This window comes from Paenibacillus sp. FSL W7-1279, assembly GCF_037969845.1.
Taxonomy (GTDB): domain Bacteria; phylum Bacillota; class Bacilli; order Paenibacillales; family Paenibacillaceae; genus Paenibacillus_AQ.
The window spans coordinates 1,646,148-1,662,297 of the sequence record NZ_CP150215.1; the positions used below are offsets into that span (position 1 = coordinate 1,646,148).

A 16,150-nucleotide genomic window follows, 5' to 3' on the forward strand; every position below is an offset into this window, starting at 1 on the left:
GAGTACTCAAAATCCCACCTTGGCGGGAGTATATTCGTAAGTATCGATATCATGAGGGGAGGAGTCGCACATAGAGCGGAAGACGACTTTCAGGAATATTTCCAAGGGATTCGCGGCATGGTTATTTAAGCAGAGGCGCAGGCATAGCTCAAATAAAAAACTGGAATGGATAGTTGAGCGTTTGATTCAGGGTTCTCTGATCATGTGGGCCATCCTGTTCATACGTTGGTGTATATTGATAACGATTGCTACGATGAGGCATTTTGGAATCATTGATTAATGGCGATGAGTATGCGGGTACTCGTTCTGATAAGGGAAGTATCACAATAGATATGAAGGTAATTTCAAGCGGCAGTTAGCTCGGACACAGCTGCCGCTTGCAGAAGCCCGGCATGGATGTCGCGGCTTTTTTGCTGTCTATCGTCCTTTTTACACAATCCGCCACCTTTATTGAGCATGCGTTAACACTTCTTCCTTACACTTGGAATTAAATAAGGATAGAAGAGGGGATATGGAGTTGAAGCATAAAAGCATGAAAGTAGTCTCGCTGTTGATGGCGGCGGAAATCACGATAGCCTCTTTATTTTCGGCAGGCACCGTGATGGCTGAAGAGGGACAGGAGATACTCCAGACGGCCAGCGCGGAAACAGCATCCCAAGATGCAGCTATCGATATCGCTGCCGTTGATTTCGGCATTACCGATAAGATCTTTCCGGATGCGCATGCAGAAGAGGCATACACGGTGACCGTTGATGTGTATGGTGGACAAGCGCCCTATACCTTCTCGGCGACGGGTCTGCCGGCAGGCTTTGACATTACGCCCGATACAGGATTCATTACGGGTACGCCTGCTGCTGGTCAAGAGGGCGAATATACGGTTGAGGTAACGGTGCAGGATAGCGCACCCGTACCTGCGACCGCTCAGTCGCTTGTGAAATTGCAAGTATTGGGGAAACGCCCAGATCCGGTGGCTGACAAGCTGGCCATGAGGATGATCGGTCATTATTCGGTAGGTACCTCCAATAAGGATGGCGGCGTGGCGGAAATTGTAAAATACAACAAAGATAATGGAAAGCTCTATCTAGTCAATGGTTCAACCCAGCCGGCAAGTCTCGATATCGTGTCTCTTGGCGCTGACGGCAGCTTGCTGAAGGACAAGCAGATTAATGTGGAAGACTTGGCAAGCACAGACGGTTTTCTGTATGGGGACCTGACCAGCGTGGATATCAACACCAAGACGAAGCAGGTTGTGGTCGCTGTACAGGAGCAGGATCATACGAAAGCCGGCAAGGTCCTGGTGCTCGACTATGACGGCGGTTTGATCGGATCTTTTGAAACCGGCATCCAGCCGGACATGGTCAAGTATACGTCCGATGGCCGTTATATCCTGACGGCGGATGAAGGCGAGCCACGTACGGAGACCGCTCCTGATCCGGAAGGAAGCATTACGATTATTGACACCTTATCAGGCGAAGCAAGTCATCTGAAATTTGATGACCCGTCGATCATTGACGATCAGGTGCATATTCGCGGACCTGTGGAAGCGGACGGGCAAATTCGCAGCACCGGAACCAAAGCTGAAGCGATTCGTGATCTGGAACCCGAGTACATCTCGTTGTCCGAGGATGAGCTCACGGCTTATGTCGCCTTGCAGGAGAATAATGCAATCGCCGTGGTCGATATCGCCGCGAAGCGTATCCAATCGGTCAAAGGGCTCGGGTATAAAGATTTCAATCAGCCAGAGAACCAACTCGACCTCCTGAAGGATGGACAAATCAAGTTTGAGAACGTTCCTTTTTACGGCATGTATATGCCGGACGGAATTGCGACCTACAGCGTGAACGGACAGCAGTATATCCTGTCTGCGAACGAAGGGGATGCTACCGGCTGGGATGACCGAAGCAATGAAAGCAACATTGGCAAAATGAAGCCTAGTCTGGATCCGTTATCTCCGGCAGCTCAATTTTTGGCTGACAAGGGAACCACCTATGACAAGGTTGAAGTTGCCAGCGATATGGGCACTGAAGGGCTATATCTGTATGGAGGTCGTTCATTCTCCATCTGGAATGCAGCCGACATGTCCCAGGTGTACGACAGCGGCAGTGATTTTGAGAAGATTACGGCCGAGCGCTTGCCGAATCATTTCAATGCCAGCAATGATAAAACCGATCTGGACAGCCGCAGCGCCAAGAAAGGACCTGAGCCGGAATATGTTGCCGTGGGTAAGGTCGGACAGAAAACGCTGGCTTTTGTCGGACTTGAGCGCATTGGCGGGGTTATGACGTATGATGTCACGAATCCATCCGATCCTGCGTTTCTGAACTATATCAACACACGGGATTTTAACGGCGGGATAGAGTCGGATTCCGGCCCGGAGGGACTGGACTTTATTCCGGCCGCGGACAGCAAGACAGGACGGCCGCTGCTGCTGGTCGCTAATGAGGTCAGTGGAACGGTGGCCCTGCTGGAGCTCCAGGTAACCAAGATTACGCTGGACAAGACATCGCTTAAGCTGAGTCCAGGCGGCACACCGGAACTATTGCAGGCGAGCGTGGAGCCGATCCAAGGCGGTTCAACCGAGTTGGCTTGGAGTTCCTCCAACGAAATGGTGGCTGCGGTAGACCAGAACGGCCTGGTCACGCCGATCTCCGCAGGGGAAGCGGTGATTACCGTCCTGAGCAAGGATGGCTACGGATCAGCGGTAGTGCCGGTTAAGGTAACGGACGGTTCAGTGGATGGAGAACCGTGGAAGTTAACGGTGATGCATACCAACGATACCCATGCGCATCTGGCGGAAGTGGCCAGACGGGCTACGCTGGTTCAGGAGGTCCGCAGCGAAGGCGGGAACAGCCTGCTGCTGGATGCAGGGGATGTATTCTCCGGCGATCTATATTTCACCAAATGGTTTGGGCTGGCGGATCTGGCCTTCATGAACTATATGGGTTATGACGCGATGACGTTCGGTAACCACGAATTCGATCAAGGCACCAAGACGCTTGCAGATTTCGTGAGTAAGGCGCAATTCCCGCTTGTCAGCGCGAATGTGGATCTTAGTCAGGATGCTAACATCTCGCACCTGATTCGTAAGCCGGCGGTGATCGATACCGATCAGCCAAAGACGACGGCAAATAACGGGGTATATCCATACGTGACATTGCTGGTTGACGGCCAAAAGGTCGGGGTATTCGGCCTAACGACCGAGGATACGGCCGAGACGTCCAGCCCAGGAAAAGACGTAGTCTTCCGCGATGCGGTGACTTCGGCCCAGGCAACGGTTGAAGCGATGGAGAAGGACGGGCTTGATAAGATCATCGCCTTGTCTCACCTGGGTTACGCTAAAGATCAGGCGCTGGCCGAGGCCGTCGAAGGCATCGACCTCATTGTCGGAGGCCATACCCATACAACGCTCAATGCACCGGAAGTGGTGACGGACAATCAACACGGTACACCAACCGTCATCGTGCAGGCGAATGAATGGGGCAAGTTCCTCGGCCGGGTAGACCTGCAGTTTGACAAAAACGGCGTTGTTCTCGTTGGCGACGGCGAACTCGACGGCAAGCTGATTCCGGTAGACAGTACGGTCCAGGAAGACACGCAGGCCAAGGATATGCTGGCTCCTTACAAAGCGGAATTGGAAGAACTGATGAAGCAGGTTATCGGTACTGCAGGCGTCGTACTTGATGGCAAACGCGAGAATGTCCGCTCCAAGGAGACGAATCTCGGCAATCTGATTGCGGATGGCATGCTGGCTAAAGCCAAAGAGCTTAAGAATGCTGATATTGCCCTCACCAATGGTGGAGGTATTCGCGCCGCGATCGATGAGGGCGAAATCACGATGGGCGAGCTGAGAACAGTGATGCCATTCGGGAATACGCTGTTTGTCATGGATGTCACGGGACAGCAGCTGAAAGACGGATTGGAAAACGGAATAAGCGGTGCCAAACTGGCGGATCTGCCAGGGAAGTTCCCGCAAATCGCCGGGATGAAATTCAAATGGGATCCTAGCGCTCCGGCAGGCGATAAAGTGTTCGACGTACAGATCATGAAGGACGGAAGCTACAAACCTCTGGTATTGACCGAGACATACCGGATGGCAACGAACAGCTTTGTAGCCAAGGGCGGGGATGGATATAAATCCTTTGCCGATGCGATTGCCGAAGGAAAATACAACGAGGATCTGGGTTACCCGGATTATGAAATTTTTATGGAATATGTGAACAAGCTGGGCGGTAAGGTTACGCCTAAGGTCGAGGGGAGAATTACGGAGCAGAAGAAACCGGCGAATCCGGGCGACGGCTCTTCTCCTGGATCTGGATCAGGCGGGTCGGGAGGCGGTTCCGTAACACCGCCGGTATCACAGCCTAATCCTCCTTCCTCTGGCAAAAACACATCATTGCCAAACGTAATGGCAGGCAAGGATCTGAATATAACTGATGCAGGCGGAGCAGTGGACCGCATTACGGTGAAGGAAGAGGCGTGGAAGAAGGCAGTTGCCGGATTGTCTGCGAACGGGCAGCAGGAACTCATTATTCGGGCTCCGGAGTTGAACCGTGCAGCCGAGTTATCCCTTTCGGCAGCAGGTCTGAAGCTCGCCATGGAACGGAATTCGAATGTGACCCTGGTGCTGGAGACCGCACTTGGAGCCTTCCGTCTTCCAGTGACGGCTCTACATTTGGATGAGGTTCTGAAGCCGGCTCAAGGCTCTGGCAGCATCCAAGTGAAGGTATCCGTGGCTCCGGCAGCCAGCAAGGTAACGGATGCTATGATAAGCAAGGCAGCTTCCATGGGTGCCTCGATGGCTGCGAACGGAGCGCTTCAGTTTGGCGTAGCGGTTGGAGCACCAGGCGCAGAGCAAGAACGAAAGGATTTCGGGAAGCGCGTAATCAGCCGCATCCTGCCGCTGCCGGCAGGGACAGCTTCGAATTCGGTCACTGCTGTAATTTTTGACGCAGATGCGGGAAGCTTCCGATTTGTACCGGCCACAGCGACGACGTGGAATGGTAAACCGGCCATCGAAGTGAAGCATGCCGGAAACGGCATTTACGCACTGCTGCAGTATAAGAAAAGCTTTGCCGATCTAAACGGCCACTGGGCGAAAGCGGAAATCGAATCCATGGCTTCCAAGCTGCTCGTGAACGGAGTTAACGCTAACTCGTACGCGCCGGGCAAAGTAATCACGAGAGCAGAGTTTACGGCAATGCTGGTCCGCGCGATGGGACTTAGTCCGGTCATCGAGAGCGGAGCATTCAAGGATGTTCAGGATGCCTCCGCGTATGCCGGCGAGATCGGCGCAGCGTTGCGTTACGGCTTGATCGAGGGCGGCACTGGCGGTGCCTTCTTGCCCAATGCCAGCATGACTCGAGCGGAAATGGCCGTAATGATCACCAGGGCCATGGAGGCGGTGGATCCGACAGACCTGCCGAACCAGAGTGCGAATGCCAGTATTGAATTCAAAGATCAGGCATCCATCCCTGCTTGGGCGGCTGCCCATATTGCCAGTCTTACGGAGCAAGGCATCCTGCGGGGTGACAACCATGGTCATTTCGGTGCACTCGATTCGGTTACCCGTGCGCAAGCGGCACTTGTTCTGAAACGTACTTTGGCAGCATTGAACTTTATGAACTAAGCGAAGCAGGAATCCATTAGAAATTATAAGACCGTCCTTAAGGTTGCTGAAACCTTAAGGACATTTTTTTTATAACAATGTAAATTGCGAGCGGTTAAAGAGAAGTGCGCTGGTATCCGATAATATCCGTAAGTGTTAGATTAACGATGGGATAAGGATGTGGCTTCATGCGCATTGCGTCTGCATATACATACTGGAGTCAGGTGAAACGGATGGACGCCGAATCAGCCCAAGGCGGATTTGAACAGCTGCTCCAGAAGAGCAAGGAGGAAGAAGAGAATAAGGGAAAGCTGGTAACCGTAAGGGAAAACGGTTATTTGCGTCAGTATATGGTTCAACCGGATGGGAGCAAAATGCTGTTAAGCGAGACGAAGCAGTACGAGAGTGAATCCGCCGCCAGTTCAACAGATCTATCGATGTCGTTGCCTCAAACAGGCGGAATGAGTCATAATACCAAGGACGCTCTCGATCTGTTATGTCTTCAGGCTGGTGCGGTCGGTACCCGTTCCAGCTACAAGATATTCGATATTACCTAAAATGAATAAATACCAAAAAATCATACTGGTAACAAATCGATACTTGCTGTATAATTCTCAGTAAGTCTTGGTTGAACGTGAGATTTTTCATTGTATTCAAGTCTAATTTCACTTATTTTGAAAATAGATGTATTTACATGAAAGAATTCATGTTATAATTTCAATATATCAACTAAGCTCATAGGAATTATCGGTTAATTAGTGAGTGTGAATGCATTACAAAATAAAACATGAATATGGATCTTCGGGGTAAGGTGAAATTCCTAACCGGCGGTGATGCTTCGTTCCGGCGTGAACGAAACTCAGCCCGCGACTCGCTGCGTTCTGGTGTGAATCTGATCGCAGCGACTGACTTGGTGCAATTCCAAGGCCGACGGTAAAGTCCGGATGGGAGAAGATCAAAGATGAGTTTGCCGTGGATGCGAAATTTTCCATTCGGGCGCAGGCTTATTTGATCAGCCCCCGTTTACGTCGACATATGTCGATGACGGGGGCTTTCTGCTAGTAAGACCTCCGTATTCAAGACAGGAGAGGGCAAGATGAGTAATATTAATACTGGAGTCAAGGTGAGACCCTATGGTTCCGACACACAGGCAAGTCGACGTTTTAAGGGAGGGTTCTGGCTCGTCGTTTTGGGAGCCGCCCTGTGGGGCGTAGACCCCTTATTCCGGGTCATTCTGCTTAAGAATCTGACTTCGGCACAGATCGTTTTGCTTGAACATATCATTATTTCCCTGATTGCAATTCCTGTATTGTGGAAGAACCGGGAGGAACTAAAAGGCCTTGGCTGGAATCATGTAGGTGCTCTGCTGTTTATATCCTGGGGCGGCTCGGCATTGGCTACCGTATTGTTCACGATGGGGCTGTCGAGCGGCAATCTGAATGCCGTCCTGCTGCTTCAGAAGCTGCAGCCGCTGTTTGCCATCATTCTGGCCAGCCTGCTTCTGAAAGAGAAGCTTCCGCGCCATTTCGGCATACTGCTCATCATCGCGTTGGCGGGCACGTATTTACTGACCTTCGGTTTAACCTTGCCGATTGGCCATTGGAATGAGTTTATTCAAGTTGGCAGTCTCTTGTCCTTAGGCGCAGCAGCGCTGTGGGGCGGTTCAACCGTCATGGGGCGCCTGATGGTAGGCAAACTGAAATACGAGACGGTAACCTCGCTGCGCTTCGTGCTTGCCCTGCCGCTCCTGACCGTCATCACGTGGAGCGAGGGTGCAGCATGGAATATGCCGGCCTGGAATACCGGGGCCTTTGCCTTGGTATCGCTGAACCTGATCGGTCAGGCATTACTGCCGGGTCTCCTGAGCTTGCTGGTTTATTATAAAGGATTAACCACGACCAAAGCCTCCGTGGCAACACTCGCGGAATTGAGTTTTCCCATGGTGGGCGTGCTCATCAACTGGATCGTATTCCAGCAGATCGTGACAGGTCCTCAGCTTCTGGGATTCCTGCTGATCTGGGTCGTACTGTTTATTATTTCCAGACAGCAATCCGAAGCTTCCCCGCAATTGCAATAAAATCATACGTTTGTAGAAAAAGCCGATCCGGATGGGGTCGGCTTTTTTGCCGTTACACAAAACTGTTCCAGTAAGTTTGCCTGGCGAAAGGATCATTTTTTTGAAAGATATGTAGGGTTTCCGGAATTAAAGGTGTCTTATATAGTAGCACCGGATCTATGGCTTGGTTCAACCAAATGAGATGGTTATAAAGGGGGGAGGATCCATGGAGGATCGGACATTGTTGGACGGGCTTGCGCAGAAAGATCCGCAATGTTTTGAAACATTGGTTGACCGCTATTCACGCTACATAGCCGCGGTGGTCGCTAAAGTGGCCGGTGGACGGTTTAATTCCTACGATGTGGAGGAAATCACCGGGGACGTGCTGGTCAAGCTGTGGACAGACGGGCCCAAAATCATGCTGCGCGGAGATAGCCTCAAGCCTTATCTGGCCATAGCCGCGCGTAATCATACCTTGAATGTTTTGCGAAAAAGACAGCGGGTCATTGAATCCGAATTGGAAGATGATGCGGTTTCTTGTCCTTCTGCAGAGGCATTGGCTATTCTGCGGCAGGAGAAGGAAGCGATTAGCGGCATGGTCCAGGATATGGGGGAACCGGATCGCGAAATCTTCATCCGCAGGTACTTCTATTTGGAGAAAGTCCGAGATATTGCAAGCAGGCTGAATATGCAGGAGAAAGCCGTCACGGCCCGGATCCGCCGGGCAAAGGACAAACTGCGCATTCATTATGAAACCGAGAATCCGTAGGATTTCTATAAGGACCGTGTCTATAGGAGTGAAGCTTCGAATCGATAGCGAAAGGGGATGGATGCAAGTGAAGCGGCGAATTGTAGATATCATGGCCAATATCGACAATCAGGAGCTGGAGAATCTTCTCCTTACGGAGGAAGAGGAACGCGAGTTGACACAGCAAATCAGTATGGAACGCATCAAGAATCGAGCGATGAACCGTATTCAAGAGGAGGAAACGATGATGTTTAAAAACAGGAAAGTGAAAAAATATAAAGCCAGTATCGTTATCGCTGCCGCGATGATTATGATACTTAGCACGACCGCATTTGCGAGCCAATACATGGATAGCTTGAAGCAGTTCTTCGGTCAATCCGCGTCCATTGCGGAAGACGAACGATCACCTATACAAGGGACAGATACCGCGTCCGGGGTAACCATGAATGTGGAAGAAGGGGTTTATGTCGGCAACAGCGGTTATTTGGTGGTCAGCTTCATGAAAGAGGATGGCACGCCATTCCCCGAGGGTGTTTCGATCCCCCTACTTGAACTGAAAACGGAACATGATGTGAGTTATATGGTGGGGCAGCAGCTTCTTGAGGATAACAAAAAGCTTGTCGGCGTATTTGAGATGGATGCGATGAATGACCTCGACGGGCTTAAGGCACGGATCACAGCCGATCGAATCACGTCAGCGGACAACACCCAAGCCGTTGAAGGCCCTTGGGATGTTCAATTCACCATTTCTCCCGGGAAGCAGAGAGAGCAGAGTCTGAATCTGGCGATCGATGAGGGTGAGGAGGCACTGTCTCTCAGTGCTATTAGTGTCTCTTCCATCGGTGTAGCTATCGAAGGCAAGCGTACCGATGGTGAGCTGGATAAACTGCCGGAGTATACGCCGGAGGTTAAGGTTATCGCCGTTGACGGATCAGAACTGATGCTTCATGCCAGTTCGACAAGTACCACAAAGAGCGGGTTTCAGTGGCTGTATAATTTGGACAGCAAGAACAACCTCGTTTTTCTGGGGGATGTGGACATCAAAAGCATCAGCATTGACGGCAACGTGACGAAGCTGAAGTAAATATAGATATATAGGTGGCAGGAGGAATCTCAAGGGGCAGAAGTGATGACTTCTGCCCTTTTACTTGATCAACACCTCAGCAGGAATGGAATCCGAAAGCCGTAAGCGCATCAGGCCATAGCCTAAATACGCTTACGGTTTTTTTGAGGCTTCGGACCGAAATATGATTCATGAGAAAAAAATGTATTGAAATTGGAGAAAACGTCCATTAAAATGAAACTAACTACCATACTAGTTATACTAGTATGGTTAAACGCGACTCTCAACATAGGTGGGAGAGGCAGCTGGGTCACTTTGTCGGTATAACGTTCAAGATACGGAAGTCTATTGGTAAAACCAATATTGTAAGCGCTTAATATTGAAGGGGGGATCAATATAAGGGAGGATATTACCTGCCGTAACGCTGCAACCTGCTTATAGCCACAATAATTGAAAGCGATTTCTTCGTGAGTACTGAATGGAGCTGGATCATGAAACACGGCCATATTCCATGACGAAAGAGGTATGAGAAGAGGCCATACGGATTGGAGTGAATTACGTCGATGGAGCCAAAAGTTGCGCATCATTCCTTGCCAGCCGTGAAAGCGGCCAAGAAGCCATCCAAACTTAAAACCGTCGCTGCCCTGGTCCGGAAGGATTGGCAGCTGTATTCCCTATTGATTTTGCCGGTCATGTACCTGCTCATTTTTAAATATGGACCGATGATTGGCAACGTGATCGCATTCAGGCGATTTATGCCCGGAGGAAGCATCTATGGGGAGAAATGGGTAGGACTGCACTATTTCAACATGTTTATCCATGACCCGGCGTTCTGGAACGTATTCAAGAATACCCTGCTGCTCGGTGCGCTATCCCTGCTCTTTACGTTTCCGGTACCCATCATCTTTGCGCTGCTGCTGAATGAGGTGAAGAGCAGGCGATTCAAGAAATTCGTTCAGACGGCTTCTTATCTCCCGCACTTTCTGTCCATCGTCATCGTTGCCGGGATGATCCTGCAATTGACGTCGGTCAACGGCTCCGTTAACTCGCTCGTGGAGTTCTTTAACGGGGAACGAATCAATTTCATGCAGCGGGCCGAGTGGTTCCGGGCGATCTATATCTCGTCGGAAATCTGGCAGGGCATGGGCTGGGGCGCGATCCTGTATCTGGCCGCATTAACGACGATTGATGAATCGCTGTACGAGGCGGCAAGGATCGACGGGGCCAACCGCTGGAAGCAAACGCTGTTTGTCACGATTCCGGGCATCCTGCCGACGATTGTGACGCTGCTGATCCTGAACATGGGGGCATTCCTGGCGGTAGGGTTCGAGAAAATATTGCTGCTGTACAATCCGGTTATATATGAGACGGCCGATGTGATCTCGACGTACCTGTATCGGGTCGGTCTCGTATCGAACAACTTCAGTTATGCCACGGCCATTGGACTGTTCGAATCCATAATCGGACTTATATTGGTATTCTCCGTGAATGCGATCTCGCGAAGACTGACGGATCGAAGCTTATGGTAAGGAGGGAGCGGTTATGAAGGAGTCAAGATCCTATAAGGTGTTCAAAGTGTGCAATGCCATCATTCTGCTGTTCGTTGTCTTCATCACGCTGTATCCCTTCCTGAACGTGGTCGCTCAATCCTTCAGCGGCGAGTCGTACATCAATTCAGGGAAGGTGAACCTGATTCCGAGGGGCTTCAATCTCGATACCTACAAAACCGTCACCAATGACGCCATGTTCTGGACGAATTACAAAAACACCGTCGTGTACAGCGTGGTCGGCACCGCGATATCGATGTTCTTAACGACGATTTTTGCTTACGCCCTGTCCAAGAAAAGGCTGGTAGGACGCAAGTTCCTGACGATGTTTGCCGTGTTCACGATGTTCTTCAACGGGGGGCTGATCCCGAACTATGTGCTCATTAACAGCCTGGGCTTCAGCAACTCGATCTGGGCCATCGTAATCCCGGGAGCCATCAGCATATATAACATGCTCATCATGAAATCCTTTTTTGAAAATATGCCGGATGAGCTGGAGGAAGCCGCGGCCATTGACGGCTTGAACACGTACGGCATGCTGTTCCGAATCGTGCTTCCTTTAAGCAAAGCGGTCATCGCGACCATGGTTCTCTTCTATGCCGTCGGGCACTGGAACTCCTGGTTTCCGGCTTTCCTGTACCTGGATCAGAAGGAGCTCTTCCCGGTTACGATCTATTTGCGCAACATGATAGCGGGCGCAACGGGCGTGACCTCCGCCGGTGCTACCTCGGCCGATAACCTGACGCAGATATCCGCCAATATCAAATCGGTGACCATGGTGCTAACCATTTTGCCGATATTGACGATTTATCCGTTCGTGCAACGTTATTTCGTAACCGGCATCATGCTGGGCTCCGTAAAGCAATAGGAACATCCGTAAGGACATTTTATTGATATCATGGGGGGAATGAGAAAGTGAAAAAGAGTCATCGATCGTTTGCCGGCAAAGCTTTATTGCTATCGTTAATGTTTGCGATCTTGGCGGCGTGTACCGACAAGACAGGCGGCAAAGAGGCCGAAATTCAGGATAAGGGCGCCATGGAAACCTACGCCGTAGGCGATACGTTCAAGGCGACGGAGCCGTTCGATCTGTCCATCCTCTACAGCGACCAGCCGGCGTATCCTTACAAGCAGGACTGGATGCTTTTTGCTAAAATAAAAGAAATGACGAACGTGACCTTGAAGCCGACGATCGTGCCGATGAGCGATTACAGCCAAAAGCGCAGTCTGCTGATCAGCTCCGGCGATGCGCCGCTGGTCATTCCGAAGACTTACCCTGGGGAGGAATCCGCGTTCGTGGCTTCCGGTGCGATTCTTCCGATCAGCGATTACATTGACCTGATGCCGAATTTCAAGGACAAGATCGAGAAATGGGACATGGAAAGCGAACTGGAAGGGCTTCGCCAGGAGGACAAAAAATATTATGTGCTCCCGGGCCTCCATGAAGCGGTGTGGCCGGACTATACGCTGATCGTGCGCACGGATATATTCGAAAAGCATAACATCGCAATTCCGACCACCTGGGATGAGCTGTATACGGCCATGAAGCAGTTGAAGCAGGAGTACCTGGACGTTACGCCGTTCTCCGACCGCTTCAAATTCAACAGTACGCTGAACATCGCGGCTACGGGCTTCGGAACCAAAGGCGGATGGGGCTACGGCAGCGGACTTACGTATAAGGAAGATACGGATGAATTTGTGTACACGGCGGCAACGGATGAATATAAGGACATGTTGGCCTACTTCCATAAGCTGGTGGATGAAGGATTGCTGGACAAAGAGAGCTTTACCCAGGATGACGATCAGGCCGTGCAAAAGTTCGTGACCGGCAAATCCTTCATCATTAACGGCAACTCCCAGACCGTGGTCCAGCATCGCAATGATATGGACAAAACGCTGGGCGAAGGCAAGTATGCGATCAGCAAAATCACGGTTCCCGGCGGCCCGGCAGGCCAGCTGATGTCCGGCAGCCGACTCGAGAACGGGGTGATGATCACTTCCAAAGTGAAAGAGAGCGAGCATTTTAAAGCCATCCTGCAGTTTATCGACTGGCTCTATTACAGCGACGAGGGACAGGAATTTACGAAGTGGGGCGTCGAAGGCGTAACGTATACCAAGGAAGGCGGCGTGCGCAAGCTGATGGACGACATTAACTACAACGGATTGAATCCGAAGGGCACGAAGGATCTGCGGATCGAGCATGGCTTCTCGGGCGGCGTGTTTGCGTACGGCGGCACGACCGAGCTGCTTCAATCCATGTTCAGCGAGGAAGAGCAGCAGTTCCAGAAGAGCATGAGCGAAACAAAAACCGTCGTGAAGCCGGAGCCGCCGATTCCGTACTCGGTCGAAGAACGCGAGCGAGTGACGCTTTTGAGCACGCCGCTGAAGGACTACACGGATCAGAACACGCTGAAGTTCATTCTGGGCGATCGCGATCTTGCCGAGTACGACAAGTTCGTGAAGGAGCTGGATAGCCAGGGCGTAGGACAATACCTGGAGATTGCGAATAAGACTTATAAAAAATATAAAGAGCAACAATAACCAACGGATCGACAGGCTGCCGTTTCTTTATGGAAAGGCAGCCTGTTTGGAAGTTCGGACGGTCGCGATGTTCCATCCTGCACTGTTGACGACAAGGAGGTTGTTCTAAATTGAGTGTGACCGTTCAAGACGTAATCAACCGATTAACCGAACCAGCGGGACGCCTTGAATCCACGGTGGACGGGGTTGTAGCCGGAAGCGCGGATGCCATCGTTCACGGCATCGCCGTCACGTTCGCCGCCTCGTTTTCGGTTTTGCAGAGAGCCGTACAGACGGGAGCTAACCTTGTGATCACCCATGAGGGGATCTTTTACAGCCACCATGAGGATGGAGTGGATGGGATGCAGGCGAGTTCTGTCCACCAGGATAAAATAGATCTGATCCAATCCGGCAATCTGGCGATTTACCGGTTTCATGATGCGCCTCACAGGTATGTTCCCGATATGATCACACAGGGATTGGTTCAGGCACTGGACTGGGAGCCCTATATCGATACGTACCTTCCTACAGCTGCCCTAGTCACACTGCCCGGAGAACTGACAGTTCAGGAGATTGCAGAAGATATAAAAAGAAAACTGAATCTTCCGTATCTTCGTTATGTGGGGAATCGAAGCGGAATATGCTCCAGAATCGGCATAACCGTCGGCTACCGTGGCGGCGGTGCGCATGCTATTCCTCTCTGCGTGAATGAGCGGCTGGATCTGCTTATCGCCGGCGAAGGCCCGGAATGGGAGACACCCGAATATATCGGCGATGCAGTGGCTCAAGGCCGGAACCCGTCCATGCTTCTGCTTGGTCATGCCGCCAGCGAGGAGCCCGGTATGGCCTGTGCGGCCAAGCTGCTCCGGGAGCTTTTTCCGCAGATTCCCGTACATTATATACCGCCCGTGCCCTTGATTCAGGTAATATAGAGGGAGAAATAACTTCAAGCGGTATCGGAAGAGCCATCCGCATAGAAAGCGATGCGATCAGCCGAATTTTATAACGTAAGCAAAAAGAACACTTGAGCATAAGAGAAAGAGGTAACGACATATGTCAACAGAGCAAAAGATTAAAGGCTCTACCAGGGAGTATTCCTATCAGCTGCTGAAAGACCGGATATTCCATCTGGAGCTGGAGCCGGGTACGAAAATCTCGGAAAAGGAAATTGCGGATGAATTGAACGTCAGCCGAACGCCGGTCCGGGAAGCGTTCATGAAGCTTGCCGAGGAGGAACTGCTCGACATTATTCCGCAAAGCGGGACAATCGTATCCCGTATTAATCTCAAGCATGTTGAGGAAGGCCGGTTTATTAGGGAGAAGATCGAGAAGGAAATCGTGGCGCTCGCCTGCGAATTTTTCCCCGAAGAGTTCCGTTTCCGTCTGGAAACCAATATTGCGCTTCAGGACATATGCGCGGGAAACCATAATTTCTATAAGCTGTTTGAGCTGGACGAGGAGTTCCATCAAATTCTGTTTGAGGGTACGGGCAAAGAACGGACCTGGAAGATGCTGCAGCAACTGAACATTCATTTCAACCGCTTGCGGCTGCTTCGCCTGTCGAAGGACTCCAACTGGGAGAATATTATCTCGCAGCATAAGGAAATGTATCAACTGATCGTTAATAAACAAGCGGAGCAGGCCATGAACGTAATGGAGCGCCATCTGCGTCTTGTCGTTGTGGAGCAGGATATTTTACGCGAGAAGTATCCGCATTATTTTATTTAACAAGCTTTATTAAAAATAATGACCCGCAGGAGAGTCACTTGGGATCAAGTGACCAGCCTTGCGGGCCATTTTTTTCATTAGATCGATCTGCGGATAACACCGTCAAGAATTTGAGCCACATGAGATGGTCCTTGCTCCAGATCCTGTTGATCCAGGGTAACCCAGGAGTACTGTTCATCCATATCAAGGGATCGCTGGAGCCAGCCTGATACCCCTCTGCCTCTGCGGTCGACTTCGACCAGGACGGAAATCCCTTCCTGCTCCGGATACAGAATCAATTCAAGCTCTTTGATATGGCCGGCATAAGAGGAGCCAGGATAAAATTCAATTTCTTGCACAAAAGGAACGCCCTGGCCTAATCTCGGGTGATATTCACATGTGGCCATTTTGAAGCTGAAGCCAAGTTCTTCCACGGCGTCAAAAACAACGGATGCGCCTTCGTCCGGTTCAACGTCGATAAAATCACGGTCCTTCGGATCGATGGCATTGTCGATATCAAGGCCGGTATGGATCCATACCGGCTGCCGCGAAATGGTGAGCGGCGTTTCCAGCGGCAGGGCAAAAGAGAATGGTATTTCCTGTTGATCGCCAGGCTTTAACGTGAGGCGGCTGGAGACATTGATTTTGGCAAGGGTATAGGATTCTATGTACTTCTTGTCGTCGCTTTCCCTGGTGTATTCCGTCATCACTTTCAAGTAAATACGGTCGACCGTCTGCTCTACGTTTCCTCCTTTAATGTGAATGACGCCGCGTACTTCTTCACCTGGATAATAGGAGGATTTTTCGAGATGCGTATCGATCTGGGCTGCTCCAATTCCTACACTGGCTAGCATTTTGTTAAAAAACGACATAAAAGATACCTCCATAAGAGAATGTATGATAA

General features: G+C 50.9%; 11 protein-coding genes and 1 riboswitch. Of the genes, 10 read left to right on the forward strand and 1 reads right to left on the reverse strand.

Annotated elements, in window-relative coordinates; genetic code table 11:
- Window positions 1-511 precede the first annotated feature (511 nt).
- The 10 genes from MKY82_RS06945 to MKY82_RS06990 all read left to right on the forward strand — a co-directional run bounded on the left by MKY82_RS06945 (window position 512) and on the right by MKY82_RS06990 (window position 15,267).
- Complete coding sequence (locus MKY82_RS06945) at window positions 512-5,626, forward strand: choice-of-anchor I family protein (protein WP_339295797.1); 5,115 nt, start codon at window positions 512-514, stop codon at window positions 5,624-5,626.
- A 167-nt stretch (window positions 5,627-5,793) separates the two neighbouring features.
- The gene (locus MKY82_RS06950) at window positions 5,794-6,162 is read left to right on the forward strand and encodes a hypothetical protein (protein ID WP_339295798.1); all 369 of its coding nucleotides are present in this window, start codon (window positions 5,794-5,796) and stop codon (window positions 6,160-6,162) included.
- A gap of 236 nt (window positions 6,163-6,398) precedes the next feature.
- A riboswitch (FMN riboswitch) is annotated at window positions 6,399-6,565 on the forward strand.
- A 136-nt stretch (window positions 6,566-6,701) separates the two neighbouring features.
- Window positions 6,702-7,682 carry a DMT family transporter gene (locus MKY82_RS06955; RefSeq protein WP_339295799.1) on the forward strand — a complete coding sequence of 327 codons (981 nt, stop codon included), beginning with the start codon at window positions 6,702-6,704 and terminating at the stop codon, window positions 7,680-7,682.
- A 205-nt stretch (window positions 7,683-7,887) separates the two neighbouring features.
- The gene (locus tag MKY82_RS06960) at window positions 7,888-8,430 is read left to right on the forward strand and encodes a sigma-70 family RNA polymerase sigma factor (protein ID WP_220686264.1); all 543 of its coding nucleotides are present in this window, start codon (window positions 7,888-7,890) and stop codon (window positions 8,428-8,430) included.
- 61 nt (window positions 8,431-8,491) lie between these two features.
- On the forward strand, window positions 8,492-9,493 hold the full coding sequence (locus tag MKY82_RS06965) for a hypothetical protein (protein ID WP_339296646.1): 1,002 nt from the start codon (window positions 8,492-8,494) through the stop codon (window positions 9,491-9,493).
- Between the two features lie 542 nt (window positions 9,494-10,035).
- Window positions 10,036-11,001, forward strand: coding sequence for an ABC transporter permease subunit (locus MKY82_RS06970; RefSeq protein ID WP_071223639.1), 966 nt, complete (start codon window positions 10,036-10,038; stop codon window positions 10,999-11,001).
- A 13-nt stretch (window positions 11,002-11,014) separates the two neighbouring features.
- Window positions 11,015-11,887: a carbohydrate ABC transporter permease gene (locus MKY82_RS06975; RefSeq protein ID WP_339295800.1), complete on the forward strand. Its 873-nt coding sequence runs from the start codon at window positions 11,015-11,017 to the stop codon at window positions 11,885-11,887.
- A 47-nt stretch (window positions 11,888-11,934) separates the two neighbouring features.
- Window positions 11,935-13,560 (forward strand): extracellular solute-binding protein, encoded by a 1,626-nt coding sequence (locus MKY82_RS06980; RefSeq protein ID WP_339295801.1) that lies wholly within the window; start codon window positions 11,935-11,937, stop codon window positions 13,558-13,560.
- A gap of 110 nt (window positions 13,561-13,670) precedes the next feature.
- Window positions 13,671-14,471 (forward strand): Nif3-like dinuclear metal center hexameric protein, encoded by an 801-nt coding sequence (locus MKY82_RS06985; protein WP_220686261.1) that lies wholly within the window; start codon window positions 13,671-13,673, stop codon window positions 14,469-14,471.
- Between the two features lie 121 nt (window positions 14,472-14,592).
- On the forward strand, window positions 14,593-15,267 hold the full coding sequence (locus MKY82_RS06990; protein ID WP_194541333.1) for a GntR family transcriptional regulator: 675 nt from the start codon (window positions 14,593-14,595) through the stop codon (window positions 15,265-15,267).
- Between the two features lie 77 nt (window positions 15,268-15,344).
- Here the strand turns inward: MKY82_RS06990 and MKY82_RS06995 are convergent, their stop codons facing one another.
- Window positions 15,345-16,118 carry a sporulation protein gene (locus MKY82_RS06995; protein WP_339295802.1) on the reverse strand — a complete coding sequence of 258 codons (774 nt, stop codon included), beginning with the start codon at window positions 16,116-16,118 and terminating at the stop codon, window positions 15,345-15,347.
- Window positions 16,119-16,150 lie beyond the last annotated feature (32 nt).

What these genes read in the sequence shown, in the direction of transcription:
- MKY82_RS06960 (WP_220686264.1), top strand. Translation starts at nt 7,888, where the DNA reads ATGGAGGATCGGACATTGTTGGACGGGCTTGCGCAGAAAGATCCGCAA.
- MKY82_RS06950 (WP_339295798.1), top strand. Translation starts at nt 5,794, where the DNA reads ATGCGCATTGCGTCTGCATATACATACTGGAGTCAGGTGAAACGGATG.
- MKY82_RS06995 (WP_339295802.1), bottom strand. Translation starts at nt 16,118, where the DNA reads ATGTCGTTTTTTAACAAAATGCTAGCCAGTGTAGGAATTGGAGCAGCC.
- MKY82_RS06965 (WP_339296646.1), top strand. Translation starts at nt 8,492, where the DNA reads ATGCAAGTGAAGCGGCGAATTGTAGATATCATGGCCAATATCGACAAT.
- MKY82_RS06955 (WP_339295799.1), top strand. Translation starts at nt 6,702, where the DNA reads ATGAGTAATATTAATACTGGAGTCAAGGTGAGACCCTATGGTTCCGAC.
- MKY82_RS06990 (WP_194541333.1), top strand. Translation starts at nt 14,593, where the DNA reads ATGTCAACAGAGCAAAAGATTAAAGGCTCTACCAGGGAGTATTCCTAT.
- MKY82_RS06970 (WP_071223639.1), top strand. Translation starts at nt 10,036, where the DNA reads ATGGAGCCAAAAGTTGCGCATCATTCCTTGCCAGCCGTGAAAGCGGCC.
- MKY82_RS06975 (WP_339295800.1), top strand. Translation starts at nt 11,015, where the DNA reads ATGAAGGAGTCAAGATCCTATAAGGTGTTCAAAGTGTGCAATGCCATC.
- MKY82_RS06945 (WP_339295797.1), top strand. Translation starts at nt 512, where the DNA reads ATGGAGTTGAAGCATAAAAGCATGAAAGTAGTCTCGCTGTTGATGGCG.